This window comes from Paenibacillus sp. PK4536, from assembly GCF_028594455.2.
GTDB lineage: Bacteria > Bacillota > Bacilli > Paenibacillales > Paenibacillaceae > Saccharibacillus > Saccharibacillus nuruki.
Genome location: NZ_CP126313.1, coordinates 3,643,994 through 3,661,022, shown reverse-complemented (window position 1 = coordinate 3,661,022; position 17,029 = coordinate 3,643,994). Strand labels below are relative to the sequence as shown.

Genomic DNA, 17,029 nt, shown 5'->3' with positions numbered 1-17,029 from the left:
GGGTTTTATGTGTTTTATATATTAAAAATACGTTTTAACGCTTCTGCACCTTGTAGTACACCTGCTGTTGCTTTATCGATCTGTGGCATACTCATAAAACCATGAATCATTCCTTCGTAACACATATATTCTACAGCAACACCTTGTTCTTGTAGCTTTTTGGCATAAGCTGCTCCACCATCTCGCAATGGATCATATTCAGCTGTAATAATCATCGCCGGAGGCAATCCACTCAAGTCTTCATATAATAATGGGGCTGCATACACATGCTGACTTTCCTCTTCTGTATTAAAGTAATGTGTACGGAACCAATCCATCATATCTGCTGTAAGCAAATACCCTTTTTGATTGTCACGATAAGAATCTGTATCTTTCTCATTGCCTACAGACGGATAATATAGCAATTGATATTGAATAGCAGGTACTCCGCCCCGTTGCTTCGCAATAATACAAGCTACCGTAGCTAGATTGCCACCTGCACTATCTCCACTTACTGCAATTCGCATCGGATCGATCTGGAACTCTTCTGCATGTTCTGTCAAATATACTAATGCATCATACGCATCCCATACCGCTGTGGGAAATTTATATTCTGGTGCTAAACGGTAATCGACAGCAATCACGGTACAACTAGACTCATGCGCAAGCCTACGACACATTTCATCATGAGAATCTAGACTTCCTACTACCCATCCACCACCATGATAAAAAACAAGTGCTGGACGTGGTCCTTCTACTGCGATTGGTCTGTAGATACGAATAGCAAGGTCACGATCTTTCAAAGGAATCACTTGATCTTTCACTTCATGTAATTCTGTTTTATTTGCCATAAAAGGTAATGTCATCATCTTCTCCATATCGCGATAGTCTGATGGAGAGATCGTATTAAATGGAGGCATAGGAAATTGATTGATCATATTAAGCAATTGTTGAACTTGAGGATCGACGGGCATAAGTGAGTACATCCTTTCCGAATGTAGATTAACGTACATACTATCTATTATATATGAAATCTGCAGTGAACAAAAAAACTGACCCTTGAAACAAGGATCAGTTCGGTATACGTTGATTATTTGGAAAGTTCGATATAACGTTCTACTTGTGCAACAACTTCTTCAATAGATGCACCTTCTACGCTCACGATTGGGAAATCATACAATCCAGTGTCACCATCATTTTGAACACGAACAACACCTACATCGTATCCTTTTAATTCTTGATCGCTGTTGACTAGATCAACTTGATGTCCTTTAGCTTCTAATACTTCTTTAATATCGTCAAATGGTTTTTCTACAGCAATTTTAGCCATGATAGTTACCCTCCAAATGTATATTTTTATATTTCGTGATGCTCTATTCTATGATTCACCAACTATATGTATAATGAACCATATTGTGCAATTTGGTATACTAATGTGAATTGTATTTATCCATTTTCGGCTATAGTGCGGATAACTTAATATAGTAAGGAGTTTAGGATAGTGAAGGTATTATTTCAAAATGAAGCGCAACTCTCTGTATATGAAACAAACGAATTTTATCATGAAAAAGGATGGTTTCGGATTCTTCAATTTGCGAATGAGGATATACAAGGGGCAATCGATCTGCATCATCCAGAGCGTATCCTTTTTGAATATCCACGTGCTATGATTCATCTCATGGAGCTTAACAATTCAGAGTTTCAAGATGTGTTTGTGATTGGTCACGGAATAGGAACGATTGCGAGTCACTATCCAGACAAGACTTTTCGCATTGCTGAGATTGATCCTTTGGTAGTAGAACTGAGCCAGACTTATTTTAATTATGCGATAAATAATGTACGCATCGGAGATGGCAGAGCATTGCTTTCGTCAGAGAACGATTATCAGTATGACTATATTATTTTAGACGCTTTTACGACAGAAGGTACTCCGCAACATTTGATCTCTTTATCATTTTTTCAAATGACTGCTACCAAGTTACATGATAAAGGGTACTTGATGATCAACCTGATCGGTAAAGCGAATCATGATCGGCTTATCAATGCGATCTCAACGACGTTGTATGAGGTCTATCCACATCTAGAATGTTTCGCTCTACCTACTGAAGGAACATCTGATATGCAAAATATGATTATGATCGCTGGTTATCAGCCTATACGATATCAGGGTCGTCATATGGCTGGTTTTGAGAGTAAGTCACTAGGACAGGGCTATATTATTGAAGATGAATAAAAGGATATCGAAACACAAAAAGGACTTGCTATGGTACAGACGAGCAAGTCCCTTTTATGTTTCTGGTTTTTACACAGAGTATATGAATGTGATTTGTAAAAGGAACAGGGGTATTGTATAAAGCATATTATGAACCGTTCTGAGTCCATACTTCATTCGCTGTCTCGATCACCAGACGAATCTTATCCCACTGTTCTTCTTCGGTTAACATATTGCCTTCTTCAGTCGAAGCGAATCCACACTGCGTGCTTAGACAAAGTTGATTCAGATCTACCACTTGTGCGGCTTCAGCGATTCTAGCTTTGAGCATTTCTTTGCTTTCAAGTCCACCATGTTTGGTAGTAACTAACCCTAGAACAACAAACTGATCTTTAACAAATCGTAACGGCTCAAATCCACCAGAACGTTCGTTATCATATTCTAGAAAAAAAGCATCGACTTGTGCATGTGCAAATAAAGTCTCAGCAATCGGCTCATACCCGCCTGCGGCAAACCATGTGGAACGAAGATTACCCCGACACACATGTAGCGCAATCGTCATGTCTTCTGGACGATGAGCTATACTTTCATTAATTAACCGTACATAATCTTCGGCTAATTGATCAGGATCAAGTCCACGACTACGCAAATGAACACGATGTCTACCACTGCATAGCGTTCCCCATGTGGTATCATCTAGTTGTAAATAGCGACAACCGGCATCATAGAATGCTTGAATTGCTTGTTGATAGACCGCAATAATGTCTGTAAACAGTTCTTCTTGATCCGAATAGACCTCATTACCGTTATAGTGTTCTACAAAATGAAATAGCGCTGGTGAAGGAATCGTCATTTTGGCTATACGATCTCCAGACAACTGTTGTAGTTCATGAAAATGAGCTAACATCGGATGATTAGCAAAAGAAATTTTATCTACAATTTGAAAACTTTCTGTGCGTGTTTTGCTATCTTGTCCACCTGTGCCTTGATTGAGATAAATTTTCTGAGTGCCTTGAATACCCAGAAAGAAATCTAGATGCCACCACGAACGATGAAATTCTCCATCTGTAATCACTTGTAGTCCTAACGCTTTTTGCTTTTCTACTAATTGAGCAATTTCTTCATATTCAATCACTGCTAATTGATCAGCTGTAATTTCGCCTTGTTCATATTGCAGACGAGCGTCTTTCAGATCGTCCGGTCTAAGAAAGCTTCCAACGATATCATAGCGAAAAGGAGGCTTATTTCGTTTGGTGCCGATGACTGGATTGAGCATAGAATCCTCCTGTATAAGTGTAATCATAATAAGAATTGATTCAGATCAAGTAAGTTCTGAGAGATCATATCATTCAGTAGTTCGATATATTGAGCGGTAATATCACTAGGTTGTCGATCTTTATGAGCAATCCAACCAATCGTTACCGTTTCATTGGTTTCGACAGGAACAGAGATTAACTGATTTCCATTAAGTTCGGATACTAAAATACCTGTTCCTACAGTATACCCATCTGTGCCCATTAATAGATTAGATAATGTAGCTCGATCGCTCACTTTAATACTTTTCTCATTGCTCCGAATACTAAGCATTTCTTCTGAAAAGTGTAATGAATTATTAACCCCTTGTTCAAACGTAATATATGGAAAACCCAACAAGTCATCCATTTTCACGGTTTCTTTCTGCGCCAAGGGATGTGTACTGCGAATCAGAATATGAGGACTTGTATTAAACAACGGGGTAAATTTGAGATTTCCGTCACTAAATAGTTTATTCATCACTTTGAAATTACGTTCATTGATATACAAAATTCCAATATCACTTCGCAGAGAACGAACATCCTCAATAATCGGATATGTCTGTGTTTCTCTTAAATGAAAGCTATATTCGCTGACATCACTTTGCTTCATGAGTTTAACAAAAGCGTCTACAACAAAAGCATAATGTTGTGTAGATACAGAGAAATGAATTTGTGTGCGATTTTTACCATGATAGCGATTCTCGATTAATTCAGTCTGTTCAATAATCTGACGTGCATAACCCAGAAATTCCATTCCATCGATAGAAATACTGATTCCTCGATTGGTACGATCAAAGATAATAATACCTAACTCATTTTCAAGTTCTTTAATCGCATTGGAAAGGCTCGGTTGAGAGATAAAAAGACGTTTGGCTGCTTCATTCATTGAACCGCAGTTAGCGATTTCGATAGCATACCGGAGCTGCTGCAATGTCAACCGTATTCCTCCTTTTCCATCCTTTTTCAATATTTATGATAGAGTACTTCTAGTCTGATCCTGTATTTACATCTAATCGTAGCATATATGTTCAACTGTAAAAAATCAAAAGCTTTTGTTATTTCTCTATTGATCCACTGTATGACAAAACAAAAAGCAGTTCTCCTTAATGATCGAAGAACTGCTTATCTATTTTATTCTGATGTAATTTATAACGCCTGATCAATCCGAGTATTTTCTTCTAGATCACGATATAGCTTTCGCTCGATATCTTTTGCTTTCATCGGCTTACCATAATAGTAGCCTTGAATTTGAAAACATCCTAATTGAGATAACAGTTCTACTTGCTCTTCTACTTCTGCTCCTTCTGCTATCACATTCATATTTAACTGTTGAGCCAATTCTATGACTGAACGGACAACAGCAACATTACGTGGATTGGTACCAATATCATGGATCAATGAACGATCGATTTTGATAAATTGAAAAGGAAAGCGTGTAATAGTTCTCATTGAGGAATATCCTGTCCCGAAATCATCAACAGCTAAAGCAATGCCCATATCGACAAGCGATTTACATACTTTTAGAATTTGATCTTCTTCACGAATGGCTTCGCTTTCTGTAAATTCGAGACATAGTAGATGAGCTGGCAACCCGGTTTCTTTGAGAATACATTCTACTTTTTTGGCAAAGTTAGGATCACTTAGTTGACTAGCTGATACATTGACCGACATTTGCAGATCAGTATGTCCTTGTTTGATCCATAATGCCGCTTGCTGAGCAGCTTCTTTCATCACCCATTCTCCAATTTGCCGGATCGCTCCATTCTGTTCGGCTATCGGAATAAAATCTACTGGTGACACAATCCCTAGATCAGGTGAACTCCACCGCAATAAAGCTTCTACGCCAAATACTTGTTGAGTATGGCTATTCACTTGAGGTTGATATACAAGCGAAAATTCTCCACGATGAAGAGCATTTTCCAATCCTTGTTGTAGCAATAAATGTTTTTCAGCTAATCGTTTCAATTGTTTGGTAAATAAGTGATATTGATTTCGACCTGAGCGTTTGGCGACATACATAGCTGTGTCTGCATGACGTAGTAATGTTTCTGAATCTTCGCCATCATCCGGAGAAATACATATCCCGATACTACAAGAAACTCTATAATATTTTCCTACAATCACCACTTGCTCTTCAAAAGCATGAAGAATCTGATTGGCTATACCAATAGCAATCTCTTCACCTTCATCAGGAGCCAGTTCAATCATAATCGAAAATTCATCTCCACCCATACGAGCGACAACAGCATGAGGAGGAACATATTGTTGTAACAACTGAGCCACATGTCTTAACAAAATATCTCCAGCTGAATGTCCCATCGTATCATTGATCCATTTGAAATGATCCAGATCAATTTGCATAACAACCACTTTATTACTCTGCTGATTGATTTTATCTACAGCCATCCATAATTTACGGTTAAATTGAAAGCGATTAGCTAGTCCTGTAAGTGGATCATTGTAAGCTAGTTCGATTAGTTGAGCTTCATTTAGCTGTTGAGCTGTAATATCACGTACTAATAGATAACAATACAGTTCACCATCAATCTCCAAAAAGTCATTATTCACTTCGACAATGTAAGACATTCCCGTCAAATTGCGGATCTGTACTTGAGAATTCTGTAATATTGTACGATTTTCAAATGCTTTTTTTAAACGATCTCGATAATTATCTTTATCTTCATGCTGAATCATTGCCAAAATATCAATTTCACCTTGAGATTCAGATACCGCTGTTAATAAGCGAAATGCAGGATTAGCTTCTACTGCGATACCATCTCGATTCATCAAAGCAATACCGCTACTCGATAATGTAAATAAAAGCTTATACCGGCGTTCAGCTGCTGCCAAAAAGTTATATTTGTGCATTGCAATATGAAGGGTAATAGCGAGAATCATCCCTGCGTATGCGGGCAAACTTGCGATAGGAAAAAAACTGATCTCGCCGCAGAAAGAAGTATACACAAAAGTAACTACTAACCATATAGCAGCCACAATACTTCCTCGAATAATCGTTGCCATCATACGTTTCTCACGTTGATACAATAGTGAACCGTTCATCTTGCGGTAACTAAGGACTACAAATGTAATAAGAGTAGTCAAGCTATAAAGAGCAATAATAATAAACATCAAATCAAATGACAACGTACGTTCTTCGACGCGCCAGTATTCACTTTGTGTAATAGAAATATTAAATAAGTAAGGATATCCATTTAGCAAAGGAATACCTATAAGTGGAATACAAGCTAGCAAATGAACAATGTATTTAGGAATAAGCAAACGACTCAAATTAGCAAAAAAGTAAATCAGTAAAGTCATTGCTAAAAAAGATAGATTATAGCCTAAAAATGAAAAAATCATTTGTCCATATTGAAACTCTAAAGTATGCATTAAAAAATCACTTAAAAAAATTAATCCCAATGTAAACATAACCAGCATCGTTAGTCGATGCAAAGAATGTTTGGGGTTTCTCAAAATTACATTTATCGCTAAAGTCGTAAGAAATAAAAAGGGTAAAAACAAGCTCACTAAACTGATCAAAAAAATAAACATAATCGTATCCTCCAACCTAACGTTACTATAACGTTATATCTTAAATATCGAACAATATAGACAAAAAGATTAGGGTTAGAGGCAATTTTCGACATACTTCGATCATATTTATATCTTTTAATCCTTTTTATACCATAAAAGTATTAATATGTATTACATTATTCATTTATTTATGGGTGTCCAAAGAAAAAAACTACCTCTAATTTAAAGGTAGCTTTGATCTTATTTCAAAATAATATGTTGCACTGATTTATGATGAATGTGTGCCTGTTGGTCTTACTATAATCTCATTAACATCTACTTCTTTTGGTTGCTGTATTGCATACAAAATAGCGTTAGCAATAGCATGAGCTGGTATGGAGATACGGCGATATTCGATCATCGCTATACGAGCTTGTTCATCTGATATGCTATCAGCCAATTCAGATTCAGTAACCCCTGGAGAAACCAGTGTCACTTGAATATCTCCACTTGATTCTTGACGCAATCCTTCTGTTATTGCACGTACGGCAAATTTAGTAGCACAATATACTGAGGCGGTTGGACTCACTTCGTAAGCCCCTATAGAAGCTATATTTATAAAATGACCTGATTTTTGTTGTTCCATAACCGGTAAACCGGCTGCAATTCCATGTAATACTCCACGAATATTGACGTCAATCATTCGATTCCATTCTTCTACTTTATAACTATTCAATGGAGACAAGGGCATGACCCCAGCATTATTGATGAATACATCAACTTTTCCAAATTTTTGCTTGGCAAAATCGACGAATGCTTTCATCTCCTCTAATTGTGTTACATCAAGAGTATAATACTCTGCCTGTCCTCCTGCTGCTCTGATTTCTTCGACGACATGTTCTAAGCGATCTGTACGTCGTGCTCCTAATACTACATAAGCTCCTGCTTCAGATAATACCCGTGCAGTGGCTTCTCCAATGCCACTACTAGCTCCTGTAATCAGTACAACTTTTTTTGAAATCATATTCATTTTTATCATCCTCCCTCATTCTTGAACCTAGTGTATAATAGGAGAACTCTGTTAAATAGATGAGCATTTATACTAGGATTTTTTATCCCAGTCTATTCATATTGAATATATGTATAAAATAATTTATAGGAGGTTACTATGCTAGAATTAGATCGTCAATTGGAATTAGGAGCTTTTCTCAAAAATCGTCGTGCTCGGATATTGCCTGCACATGTAGGATTACCTGAAAATGGACGTAGACGTACCCCCGGGTTACGTCGTGCTGAAGTGGCTATTCTGGCTGGAGTAAGTATCGATTGGTATACCTATCTTGAGCAAGGAAGAGATATTCAAGTTTCTAATCAAGTCTTAGAAAGTATTGCTCGTGTTCTTCAATTAGATGATTCTGAACGTAAGCATCTCTTTTTGTTAGCTCATCGTCAATTACCACCGGAGACAGAACGCCCTCCTTTGCAAGTGAGTGATACGTTGCAACGTTTTCTAGATCAATTAGGTCATGCTCCTGCTTGTGCTATAGATGCGAAGTTAAATATCGTAGCCTGGAATAGAGCCTTCTCAGTTGTGTATGGCGATTATGATCATTTCAATACACGAGAACGTAATTTATTATGGCAAACTTTTATGTCTCCTGCATTTTTGGCTTTAAAAGGATCTCAGTGGAAAGATCATGCTCTTCGCCTTGTTGCTCAGCTTCGTGCACACTATGCCCGTTTTATCGAAGATAATTGGTATGCTGATTTTATTCTTGATCTTCAACAGCACAGTATAGAATTTCAACAATTATGGGAATTGCATGAGGTTTTGGATGCTCCTGAAGGACGTAAACTGATACATCATCCTGTAGTTAAAGAATTAGCATTTGAACATATTTCATTTCAATCTATAGATGTTCCAGATGTACAAATTTTAGTAAATATAGCGTTGCCCGAATACGATACAGCTCAAAAATTAGCGCTATTACTGAATTAGAAGTAGTTAAACACTACTTTTATTCAGTAATAGCCGTATTATTTTGTATTTGTATCTATTATAGAGATGTGTTATTCATTTTTTCTGGTTGAGCGTCGAATTTTTCTTGATTTTGCGTATGATGCGAGTAAATTTGGTTTTATTATTGTGAATTTTTCATATGTTGAAATTATATTTATAGTCGTTGGCATATCGTTAGCGATCGAAAAAAATGCTTATTTATTAGAATTGCTCCCTTTTTCTAACAAAAACAAAAAAACCACTGAAAATAGCTAAATATGAGCTATTTTCAGTGGTTTATCATTTAATTATTCTATTTTCTAGCAATTACACGCTATTATTCTTCTTTTCTTGTTCTCTTAGCTCAATTCTGCGAATTTTGCCAGAACTAGTTTTCGGTAGATCGCTCACAAATTCGATTTTACGTGGATATTTATAAGGGGCTGTCCACTCTTTGACGTGAGTTTGTAGCTCTTTGATCAATTCGTGAGTCTCTTCGACTCCATCTTGTAGCACGATAAATGCTTTAACTACATGACCACGAACTTCATCAGGACTGGCGACTGCTGCACATTCTTTCACTGCTTTGTGCTTCATCAAAGCTTCTTCTACTTCAAAAGGCCCTATCGTATAACCGGAACTGATAATAATATCGTCGCCACGACCTTCAAACCAGAAATATCCGTCTTCGTCTTTCCAAGCACGATCGCCAGTTACAAAATAATCGCCATGAACGTTGACCTGTTTACGTTCTGGATTAAGGTAATACGTCTGGAACAATGCAGGCATATCCATTCGTACAGCGATATCTCCTACTTGTCCAGCTTTTACAGGTACACCTTCTTCGTCTACTACTTCTACTAATCCTGGTGACATCGATTTACCCATAGAACCTAAGCGAATTTCGGTATCGATCAAGTTCCCGATCAACAAGGTACTTTCAGTCTGTCCATAACCATCACGAATCGTGATATCGAAATGTCGCTTAAACGTATGAATGACTTCTTGGTTAAGCGGTTCGCCCGCAGAAACAGCACTACGCAAGTTAGGTAATTTATGTTCATCTAACCCTTCGATTTTGGCCATAATCCGATACTCTGTCGGTGTACAGCAAAGCACTTGGATATTGTAATCATGAAGCAAGTGCAAGTAACGTTTGGGATGAAATGTTCCATTATAGACAAATCCAGTCGCTCCATTACCTAGAACCGATAAGAAAGGACTCCAGATCCACTTCTGCCAGCCCGGTGCCGCTGTTGCCCATACACTATCGGTATCACGAATATCAAGCCATGGTGAAGTAATACGAAGGTGAGCATATGCCCAACCATGAGTATGCACTACGCCTTTAGGATTACCTGTTGTGCCTGAAGTATACGCTAGAATCGCCATATCATCACGGCGAGTATCTGTAGCTGTAAATTCTTCAGATTGTCCATTCATCAGTTCATCCAGTCCAACCCATTGATCTGACAAGGCAATCTCTTCATTAGATACAGCAATACGATGCTTCCAAGAAGGTAACTCGTCTTCAATTTTGTCGACTTCATTCATCACATCAGACCATGCAATCACTGCTTTGGCTTGAGAATGATCCAGACGATACGCTAAGTCTTTAGCGCGTAGCATCTCTGAAGAAGGGATAATCACTAATCCGCTTTTTAGACAAGCCAGATAAATGACATAAGCAATAATCTGTCTTGGTACCATGACCAATACACGATCTCCTTTTTCCAACCCTAACTTAACTAATCCATTTGCCAAACGATTTGCCTTTTTCAACAAATCACCATAAGTGATCTCAGCATAATCATCATGCTCATTTAACCATTTCAAAGCAATCTTATTAGCATCATGACGTTCCATTTCTGACGTCAGGTTATATTGTTCGGGTGCAATCCATTTTTGATAATCCAAATGAGTAATCTCCTTTATTCAACCATAATATAAGTGTTCCCACTTCTGAATAGTATATCACGTCTTAAGACCAGGTTCTAATATCAAAAGTCATAATTCTATCTATACTAACAGAAAAGATCCAATTTGACATATCGGTATTATTCGATATAATAGCTTTTATGACAGAAATCGATATCTTTAAAGCTCTTTCTAATGAGACACGTCTAAATATATTGAAATGGTTGAAAGAACCTGAGAAGAACTTTCCCCAACAACAAGCACACTTGCCTAAGGAGGTCAGTATCAAAGGTGGCGTATGTGTAGGCGATATTCATGATAAGGTGAATTTATCTCAGTCAACAGTTTCACATTATTTATCTATTATGCAAAAGGCAGGTCTTCTAGAAGCAGTGCGTTATGGGCAGTGGACTTATTATCGTCGTAATGAAGACACAATTAAGAAAATAGCTAAGTTCTTAGATGAAGACATTTGAACAAAGCTAGTTTCTTTTTTTGAATGTATATCGATTATTCGAGATATTTATATAAAAGGAGTGAATAATGTGCGTAAAGTACTGATTTATCTAGCGGCAATTATCGCTGGTATGTCTCTAAGTATCGAAGCTGCGATCGGCGGTGCGCTAGGTGAACACGTAGGTGAATTAGAAAGTACGTATTACATTTTTATTATCGGAGCTATGGCTACTTTTCTAGTGACTTTATTTTTTGGTAAAGGTAACTTGGGTGCTATCTTTACAGTACCGAAATGGAATCTTCTTGGCGGTCTGCTAGGTGTTGTATATCTTGCTCTACTCGTTATTAGTGTAACGTTAATCGGTGTAGGTATATCGATCACAGCCGTTATTATTGGACAGATTGTGATCAGTATTATTATTGAGCACTTTGGACTGCTTGGTTCTCCCAAAATCAAATTTAATGTCAATCGATTGGTAGCTGTTGTTTTGCTTACTGTGTCGTTTTTCTTAGTCTTATAGGAGGTCAACTTTATGAATATAGTGATGTTAATTCTTCCTTTACTAGCAGGTATCGGATTAGGTATTCAATCAGCTATTAATGGTACACTCGGCAATAAGATCGGAACGATAGAAAGTGCTTTTTTCACTTTTTTCACAGGAGCGATTTTCTTAACGATTATTGTCAATTTCTTTGGACAAGGTAATATTTTGAATATCCATGAAGTTCCCAAATGGCAGTTACTGTGTGCAATCTTTGGAGTCATTTATCTGTCATTGATGGTGTTGGCTGTTCCTAAGATCGGTGTTACGGCTGCTGTTATCTCGGTTATTGTTGGTCAATTGATCGCTAGTATGGCTATTGATCACTTTGGATGGTTTGAAAGTGCAACGATTCACTTTGGTATTAAGCGTCTAATCGGAGTAGTATTAATGCTTATCGCTTTATTCTTTGTTTTCCGTGAGAAAACGTCGACCAAGACGACTACATCATAAGTCATTGATTTGTACTCATGAATAGACCGTATATATGATTAGCCTGCTCTACGGCATAATCTGTATGATTGCATATAGCTTTCAATAGAAAAGACCCTAAGCTCTGTATACCACAGAACTTAGGGTTTTCTTTTTAGAAATGATTTGGATATTTATTGTTCTTACCTTTTAACTCAAATCTTCACCATTACTAGCAATCACTTTTTTATACCAATCAAAACTTTTCTTTTTAAAGCGCTTCAGTGTACCTTGTCCTTCATTATCTTGATCAACATAGATAAATCCGTAACGTTTAGACATTTCAGAGGTAGAAGCACTGATAATATCAATAGCTCCCCAGCTGGTGTAACCCATCACATCTACTCCATCTTGAATAGCTTCTTTCAATTGCCCTAGATGCTGTCTGAAATATTCAATTCGGTAATCGTCGATAATCGTACCATCTGCTTCAAGTACATCTGATGCGCCAAGACCATTTTCAACTACAAATAAAGGCACTTGATAACGATCGTACATTTCTTTGAGCGCATAACGTAAACCTTCAGGGTCTAATTGCCATCCCCACTCGGTTACTTCTAGATATGGATTTTTGACAGTGCTAAATAGATTCCCACCGGTCACTCCATAGTCTTCTGGTGTTACAGTAGAAATCAGTGTCATGTAATAACTAAATGAGATAAAGTCTACCGTATATTTTTTCAAAATATCTTCGTCTTCTGCTTCCATCTGAATCTGAATATCGTTTTCAGCGAAAAAGCGTTTGGTAATCGGCGGGTAGCTTCCTCGTACCTGTACATCTGTATACATCAGATTCATTTGATTATCGAATTGACACTGTATCATATCGGCTGGCTTGGAAGTCGCAGGGTAATGTAACATCCGTGCTAACATACAACCGATTTGAAACTCAGGATTAATTTCTTTCGCACGCTTTGTTACCAGACTACTGGCTATAAATTGATGATGCAATGCTTGATACGCTGCTTGTTGTGGGTTCTCTTCTCGATCAGTAATAATTCCTGCTCCTGTAAAAGGTTCGATAATGGTCGTATTAATCTCGTTAAACGTAAGCCAGTATTTCACCAGATCTTTATAACGAGTCATCACCGTTTCTGCATAACGTTCAAAGAATCCAATCACTGCGCGATTTTTCCAACTACCATATTTGAGTACCAGATTCATCGGCATTTCATAATGAGAAAGAGTCACTAAAGGCTCGATATTGTATTTACGTAACTCGTTGAACAAATCTTCATAATGCTGTAGCCCTTGCTCATTAGGCTGTGCATCATCTCCATTTGGGAAAATACGTGTCCATGCAATCGATAAACGAAATACTTTAAAGCCCATTTCAGCAAATAATGCAATATCTTCTTTGTAATGATGATAAAAGTCGATCCCGTAACGCTTCGGATATCCTTCGGCTGATGGATCTTGCAACGCTTTCTCTATCGATTCGCTAGAACGATGCATTAAGGAAGCAATATCACTGTAATTTTTCGTTTTGGTATACGATACCATATCTGCTGTAGATAGCCCTTTGCCATCAACATTAAAAGCTCCTTCTGCTTGATTCGCTGCAATCGCTCCGCCCCACAAAAAATCCTTTGGAAAAACGTGTTCTGTTGTCATATAAGTAGCTCCTTTATATTAAAATGCTTATCATTTTAGAATGAAATGTTAGATCGTGATTCATTATAGATTTAGCTGTAATACCGGTTGATTGATCTGAATATTGCCTTTTTGAATTGGTTCAATCTGTTGATAATCATTGGTATTCGTCACAACCATCGCTGTCGTAATATCATATTGTTCAGCGATTTTATCCAGTTCAAATGTCAGCAATAGATCACCTGCATTTACTTGATCGCCTGTCTTCACATGAGCTTCAAAGTACTCTCCACGTAACTTGACGGTATTGATTCCTACATGAATGAGAATCTCTGCTCCATGCTCACTACGTATCACCATCGCATGTTTGGTTTTGAATACATTCAGTACTGTGCCTGTCACTGGCGATGCCAAAATACCTTCAGAAGGTACAAAAGCAATCCCTTTGCCCATCATTTCATCTGCAAATGTAGGATCGTTCACTTCTTGCAACGCAATCGCTTGTCCATTCATCGGAGACATGATCTGTTCAGATGCTAAAGTAACAGGTGTAGAAGTAGCGATACTGTCCGATTCTACGGGTACAGAAGGAACAACTTCTTGCTCTGCTGGATGCACTCTGTTTTCTTTGATACCTAGAATGTAAGAGACAATCACTGCGACGATAAAAGCGACTGCCATACTGAGTAAAGAGTACACGAATGTAGGCCCTATCAAAGCAGGCAATCCTGGAATACCACCATTACCCGCCAGTACATAAGCATTCGCTCCAAATCCTAAAGCAATTGCTCCCCCTGCCGCACTACCGATCAGTCCTGCTAGAAATGGCTTTTTATACGTAATATTGACACCATAGATCGCAGGTTCAGTTACACCCATTAGCGCTGTTAATCCTGTAGACAATGCTAATGATTTTAACTTTTTATCTTTTGTCCGGAAAAACACACCGAATGTAGCTCCTGCTTGTCCCATATTAGCGATATAAGTAATCGGCAAAAATTTATCCACACCGAACTTCGCTAAATTACTGATAATGACAGGCACAAGCGCATAATGCATACCAGTCATCACTAATAACGACATTGTTCCACCGATAAGTATACCTGCAAAGATTCCGCCTTTAGCGATCAACCAGTTGATCACACCAGACAATCCATCACCGATAAACGTACCTAAAGGTCCAATCAAAATAAGAGTAATCGGCACAACGACCAATAATGTAATCAGCGGTACAAATAGCAATTTAAGTGAAGAAGGCATATACCGATCTACATACTTTTCCACATAAGACATTAGCCAGATCGATAATAAAATAGGAATAACTGATGAAGCATAACTTACAGCCGTAACAGGAATCCCGATAAAGCTTACTCCATTACCAGACGACAATAACGCTCCCATATCTGGATATAACAATGATGCTCCAACCGCTACAGCTACATAAGGATTCGCTCCAAATTTACGAGCAGCACTTACAGCTAGTAGTATTGGTAAGAAGTAAAATACTCCATCACCAATCGCTGAAATAATACGGTACGTATCGGTACCTGCGGACATCCATCCTAGAGATACCAGTAAAGCGATTAATCCTTTGAGTAAACCAGCTCCAGCAATCGCTGGCAAAATCGGTGCAAACACACCAGAAATCACATCAAAAATACTGGAAATTACATTTTTCTTTTTGGATGAAGAAGGGGTACTGTCTTCTTTTGAAGTGGTTTTCTCACTATTTTGTAACGTCGGATACTGTTCTACGAGACTGTCGAATACTTTAGGAACATCATTACCGACAATCACTTGAAATTGATCTCCTGATATATTGGTGCCCATTACTTTATCTATTGATTTCAAAGCGTTTGAATTGACTTTACTATTATCTTTCAGATCGAATCGTAGACGTGTAATACAGTGAAACACCGAATTAATATTGTCTGTTCCTCCTACAGCTTCGACGATTTGTTTGGCTGTTTGTGAATGGCTCATATGCTCATCTTCTCCTATACTCTTATATTGGTGTGATTTTGCCAATAAAAAAACCTGAACGAACAGACGTATCCTAGATAGGTCTAATCATTCAGGTATTGCCTGCCAGAGCAGTAACAAGCCTTGGTTATTTTATTGTACCGGTTTATTTTTGACCAAACGCTCTACATGTAAGGTAAGATACAATTGTTCAGAGTGGGTCATCGTATAACCGTAATTTTTCAGAATAAACGTTTTGATTTTGCGAATACAGTTAAAACTTTCTTGATAATTCTTTTTCACGACATCATACAGATACTCTTCTGCATCATCATAGCTAGCATGGGTAATCACCCGCTGACAGAAGTACTTGAGATGTGTAATAAAGCGGAAATAACTAATACTGTCTTCATCATATTCGATATTGAAATGATACTTAATAATATTCATAATCTCCTGAAGCAACTGCATCAAGTGAGTGACATCATTCATCGAATCGTTCACTTCGGCATTGATAAAATGCAAAGCAATATTGCAAATCTCTTCTTTGGGAAATGCTATATTCAATCGTTCTTTGAGCAGTGTCAATGCTTCTTTGGCAACATCGTATTCTGCTTTGTAGAAGTGTTGTACTTCCCAAGATAGCGGATTACGAACAATCATATTTTGCTGAATACGTTCTGTTGCAAAATGAATATGATCGGATAAAGAGACATAAATGCCATCACTGATCGTTTTATTTAACTGTGTACGTGCCAGACTGACAATATCATCAGTCACTTGCAAAATTTCAATCGGAACCTGCATCACAGTTGCTTTGAATTTCTCATAAATCGTTGCATCTTGTAAGCGAAATATCTTCTCAATCTGATTCTCATGGATCGCATCGCCTACATGAGAGTTAAATCCAATACCCCGGCCGAGGATAAGTAATTCTTGATGATTATCATCGAGTGTACTTACAATATTGTTGTTAAAAATTTGCTTAATGATCATATTCAGTCACCTACTTCTTCGACTATCTTTCATGTGAAAACACGAAAAAGGGCAAAACAACAAAAGGAATACAAAACTGTATCCTCATGTGGTT

The 17,029-nt window shown here is 37.7% G+C and carries 15 protein-coding genes; 5 read left to right on the top strand and 10 right to left on the bottom strand.

Annotated elements, in window-relative coordinates; translation table 11 throughout:
* Positions 1-14: 14 nt before the first annotated feature.
* Together lipP1 and PO903_RS16215 are read right to left on the bottom strand one after the other, a co-directional pair.
* Positions 15-953 carry a LipP1 family hormone-sensitive lipase gene (gene lipP1 / locus PO903_RS16220; protein ID WP_273593954.1) on the bottom strand — a complete coding sequence of 313 codons (939 nt, stop codon included), beginning with the start codon at positions 951-953 and terminating at the stop codon, positions 15-17.
* Between the two features lie 116 nt (positions 954-1,069).
* Complete coding sequence (locus PO903_RS16215) at positions 1,070-1,309, bottom strand: YkuS family protein (RefSeq protein WP_273593953.1); 240 nt, start codon at positions 1,307-1,309, stop codon at positions 1,070-1,072.
* 171 nt (positions 1,310-1,480) lie between these two features.
* On the opposite strand from PO903_RS16215, the gene PO903_RS16210 reads away from it, so the two are divergent.
* Positions 1,481-2,212 carry a spermidine synthase gene (locus PO903_RS16210; RefSeq protein WP_273593952.1) on the top strand — a complete coding sequence of 244 codons (732 nt, stop codon included), beginning with the start codon at positions 1,481-1,483 and terminating at the stop codon, positions 2,210-2,212.
* A gap of 127 nt (positions 2,213-2,339) precedes the next feature.
* On the opposite strand, the gene PO903_RS16205 is transcribed toward PO903_RS16210, so the two are convergent.
* The 4 genes from PO903_RS16205 to PO903_RS16190 all read right to left on the bottom strand — a co-directional run bounded on the left by PO903_RS16205 (position 2,340) and on the right by PO903_RS16190 (position 8,029).
* Entirely contained in the window at positions 2,340-3,467 is a 1,128-nt protein-coding gene (locus tag PO903_RS16205) for a 5-methyltetrahydropteroyltriglutamate--homocysteine S-methyltransferase (protein WP_273593951.1), read from the bottom strand.
* Positions 3,468-3,490: 23 nt separating this feature from the next.
* The gene (locus tag PO903_RS16200) at positions 3,491-4,423 is read right to left on the bottom strand and encodes a LysR family transcriptional regulator (RefSeq protein WP_273593950.1); all 933 of its coding nucleotides are present in this window, start codon (positions 4,421-4,423) and stop codon (positions 3,491-3,493) included.
* Between the two features lie 209 nt (positions 4,424-4,632).
* Positions 4,633-6,876, bottom strand: a complete 2,244-nt coding sequence (locus tag PO903_RS16195; RefSeq protein WP_273593949.1) for a putative bifunctional diguanylate cyclase/phosphodiesterase — start codon at positions 6,874-6,876, stop codon at positions 4,633-4,635.
* Between the two features lie 412 nt (positions 6,877-7,288).
* Positions 7,289-8,029: an SDR family oxidoreductase gene (locus PO903_RS16190; RefSeq protein WP_273593948.1), complete on the bottom strand. Its 741-nt coding sequence runs from the start codon at positions 8,027-8,029 to the stop codon at positions 7,289-7,291.
* A 138-nt stretch (positions 8,030-8,167) separates the two neighbouring features.
* Between PO903_RS16190 and PO903_RS16185 the strand changes: the two genes are divergently transcribed.
* Entirely contained in the window at positions 8,168-8,998 is an 831-nt protein-coding gene (locus PO903_RS16185) for a helix-turn-helix transcriptional regulator (RefSeq protein ID WP_273593947.1), read from the top strand.
* Positions 8,999-9,325: 327 nt separating this feature from the next.
* Here PO903_RS16185 and PO903_RS16180 read toward each other — a convergent pair whose 3' ends face one another.
* A complete protein-coding gene (locus PO903_RS16180) occupies positions 9,326-10,864 on the bottom strand; it encodes an acetate--CoA ligase (protein WP_273594664.1) in 1,539 nt (512 codons plus the stop codon).
* Positions 10,865-11,076: 212 nt separating this feature from the next.
* Between PO903_RS16180 and PO903_RS16175 the strand changes: the two genes are divergently transcribed.
* The 3 genes from PO903_RS16175 to PO903_RS16165 all read left to right on the top strand — a co-directional run bounded on the left by PO903_RS16175 (position 11,077) and on the right by PO903_RS16165 (position 12,366).
* Positions 11,077-11,391 carry an ArsR/SmtB family transcription factor gene (locus PO903_RS16175; protein ID WP_069327612.1) on the top strand — a complete coding sequence of 105 codons (315 nt, stop codon included), beginning with the start codon at positions 11,077-11,079 and terminating at the stop codon, positions 11,389-11,391.
* 69 nt (positions 11,392-11,460) lie between these two features.
* Entirely contained in the window at positions 11,461-11,892 is a 432-nt protein-coding gene (locus PO903_RS16170) for a DMT family transporter (protein WP_083243468.1), read from the top strand.
* 12 nt (positions 11,893-11,904) lie between these two features.
* Positions 11,905-12,366 (top strand): DMT family transporter, encoded by a 462-nt coding sequence (locus PO903_RS16165; RefSeq protein WP_137224245.1) that lies wholly within the window; start codon positions 11,905-11,907, stop codon positions 12,364-12,366.
* 168 nt (positions 12,367-12,534) lie between these two features.
* On the opposite strand, the gene ascB is transcribed toward PO903_RS16165, so the two are convergent.
* The 3 genes from ascB to licT form a co-directional block, all read right to left on the bottom strand.
* Positions 12,535-13,998, bottom strand: a complete 1,464-nt coding sequence (gene ascB / locus PO903_RS16160) for a 6-phospho-beta-glucosidase (RefSeq protein WP_273593946.1) — start codon at positions 13,996-13,998, stop codon at positions 12,535-12,537.
* 63 nt (positions 13,999-14,061) lie between these two features.
* Complete coding sequence (locus tag PO903_RS16155) at positions 14,062-15,960, bottom strand: beta-glucoside-specific PTS transporter subunit IIABC (RefSeq protein WP_273593945.1); 1,899 nt, start codon at positions 15,958-15,960, stop codon at positions 14,062-14,064.
* A gap of 132 nt (positions 15,961-16,092) precedes the next feature.
* Positions 16,093-16,935, bottom strand: coding sequence for a BglG family transcription antiterminator LicT (gene licT / locus PO903_RS16150; RefSeq protein WP_137224239.1), 843 nt, complete (start codon positions 16,933-16,935; stop codon positions 16,093-16,095).
* Positions 16,936-17,029: the final 94 nt, after the last annotated feature.

Excerpts from the sequence above, each read along its gene's own strand:
- lipP1 (WP_273593954.1), bottom strand. The coding sequence starts at position 953 with ATGCCCGTCGATCCTCAAGTTCAACAATTGCTTAATATGATCAATCAA.
- PO903_RS16215 (WP_273593953.1), bottom strand. The coding sequence starts at position 1,309 with ATGGCTAAAATTGCTGTAGAAAAACCATTTGACGATATTAAAGAAGTA.
- PO903_RS16205 (WP_273593951.1), bottom strand. The coding sequence starts at position 3,467 with ATGCTCAATCCAGTCATCGGCACCAAACGAAATAAGCCTCCTTTTCGC.
- PO903_RS16195 (WP_273593949.1), bottom strand. The coding sequence starts at position 6,876 with ATGCATACTTTAGAGTTTCAATATGGACAAATGATTTTTTCATTTTTA.
- PO903_RS16190 (WP_273593948.1), bottom strand. The coding sequence starts at position 8,029 with ATGAATATGATTTCAAAAAAAGTTGTACTGATTACAGGAGCTAGTAGT.
- PO903_RS16185 (WP_273593947.1), top strand. The coding sequence starts at position 8,168 with ATGCTAGAATTAGATCGTCAATTGGAATTAGGAGCTTTTCTCAAAAAT.
- PO903_RS16180 (WP_273594664.1), bottom strand. The coding sequence starts at position 10,864 with ATGGAACGTCATGATGCTAATAAGATTGCTTTGAAATGGTTAAATGAG.
- PO903_RS16175 (WP_069327612.1), top strand. The coding sequence starts at position 11,077 with ATGACAGAAATCGATATCTTTAAAGCTCTTTCTAATGAGACACGTCTA.
- PO903_RS16165 (WP_137224245.1), top strand. The coding sequence starts at position 11,905 with ATGAATATAGTGATGTTAATTCTTCCTTTACTAGCAGGTATCGGATTA.
- ascB (WP_273593946.1), bottom strand. The coding sequence starts at position 13,998 with ATGACAACAGAACACGTTTTTCCAAAGGATTTTTTGTGGGGCGGAGCG.
- PO903_RS16155 (WP_273593945.1), bottom strand. The coding sequence starts at position 15,960 with ATGAGCCATTCACAAACAGCCAAACAAATCGTCGAAGCTGTAGGAGGA.
- licT (WP_137224239.1), bottom strand. The coding sequence starts at position 16,935 with ATGATCATTAAGCAAATTTTTAACAACAATATTGTAAGTACACTCGAT.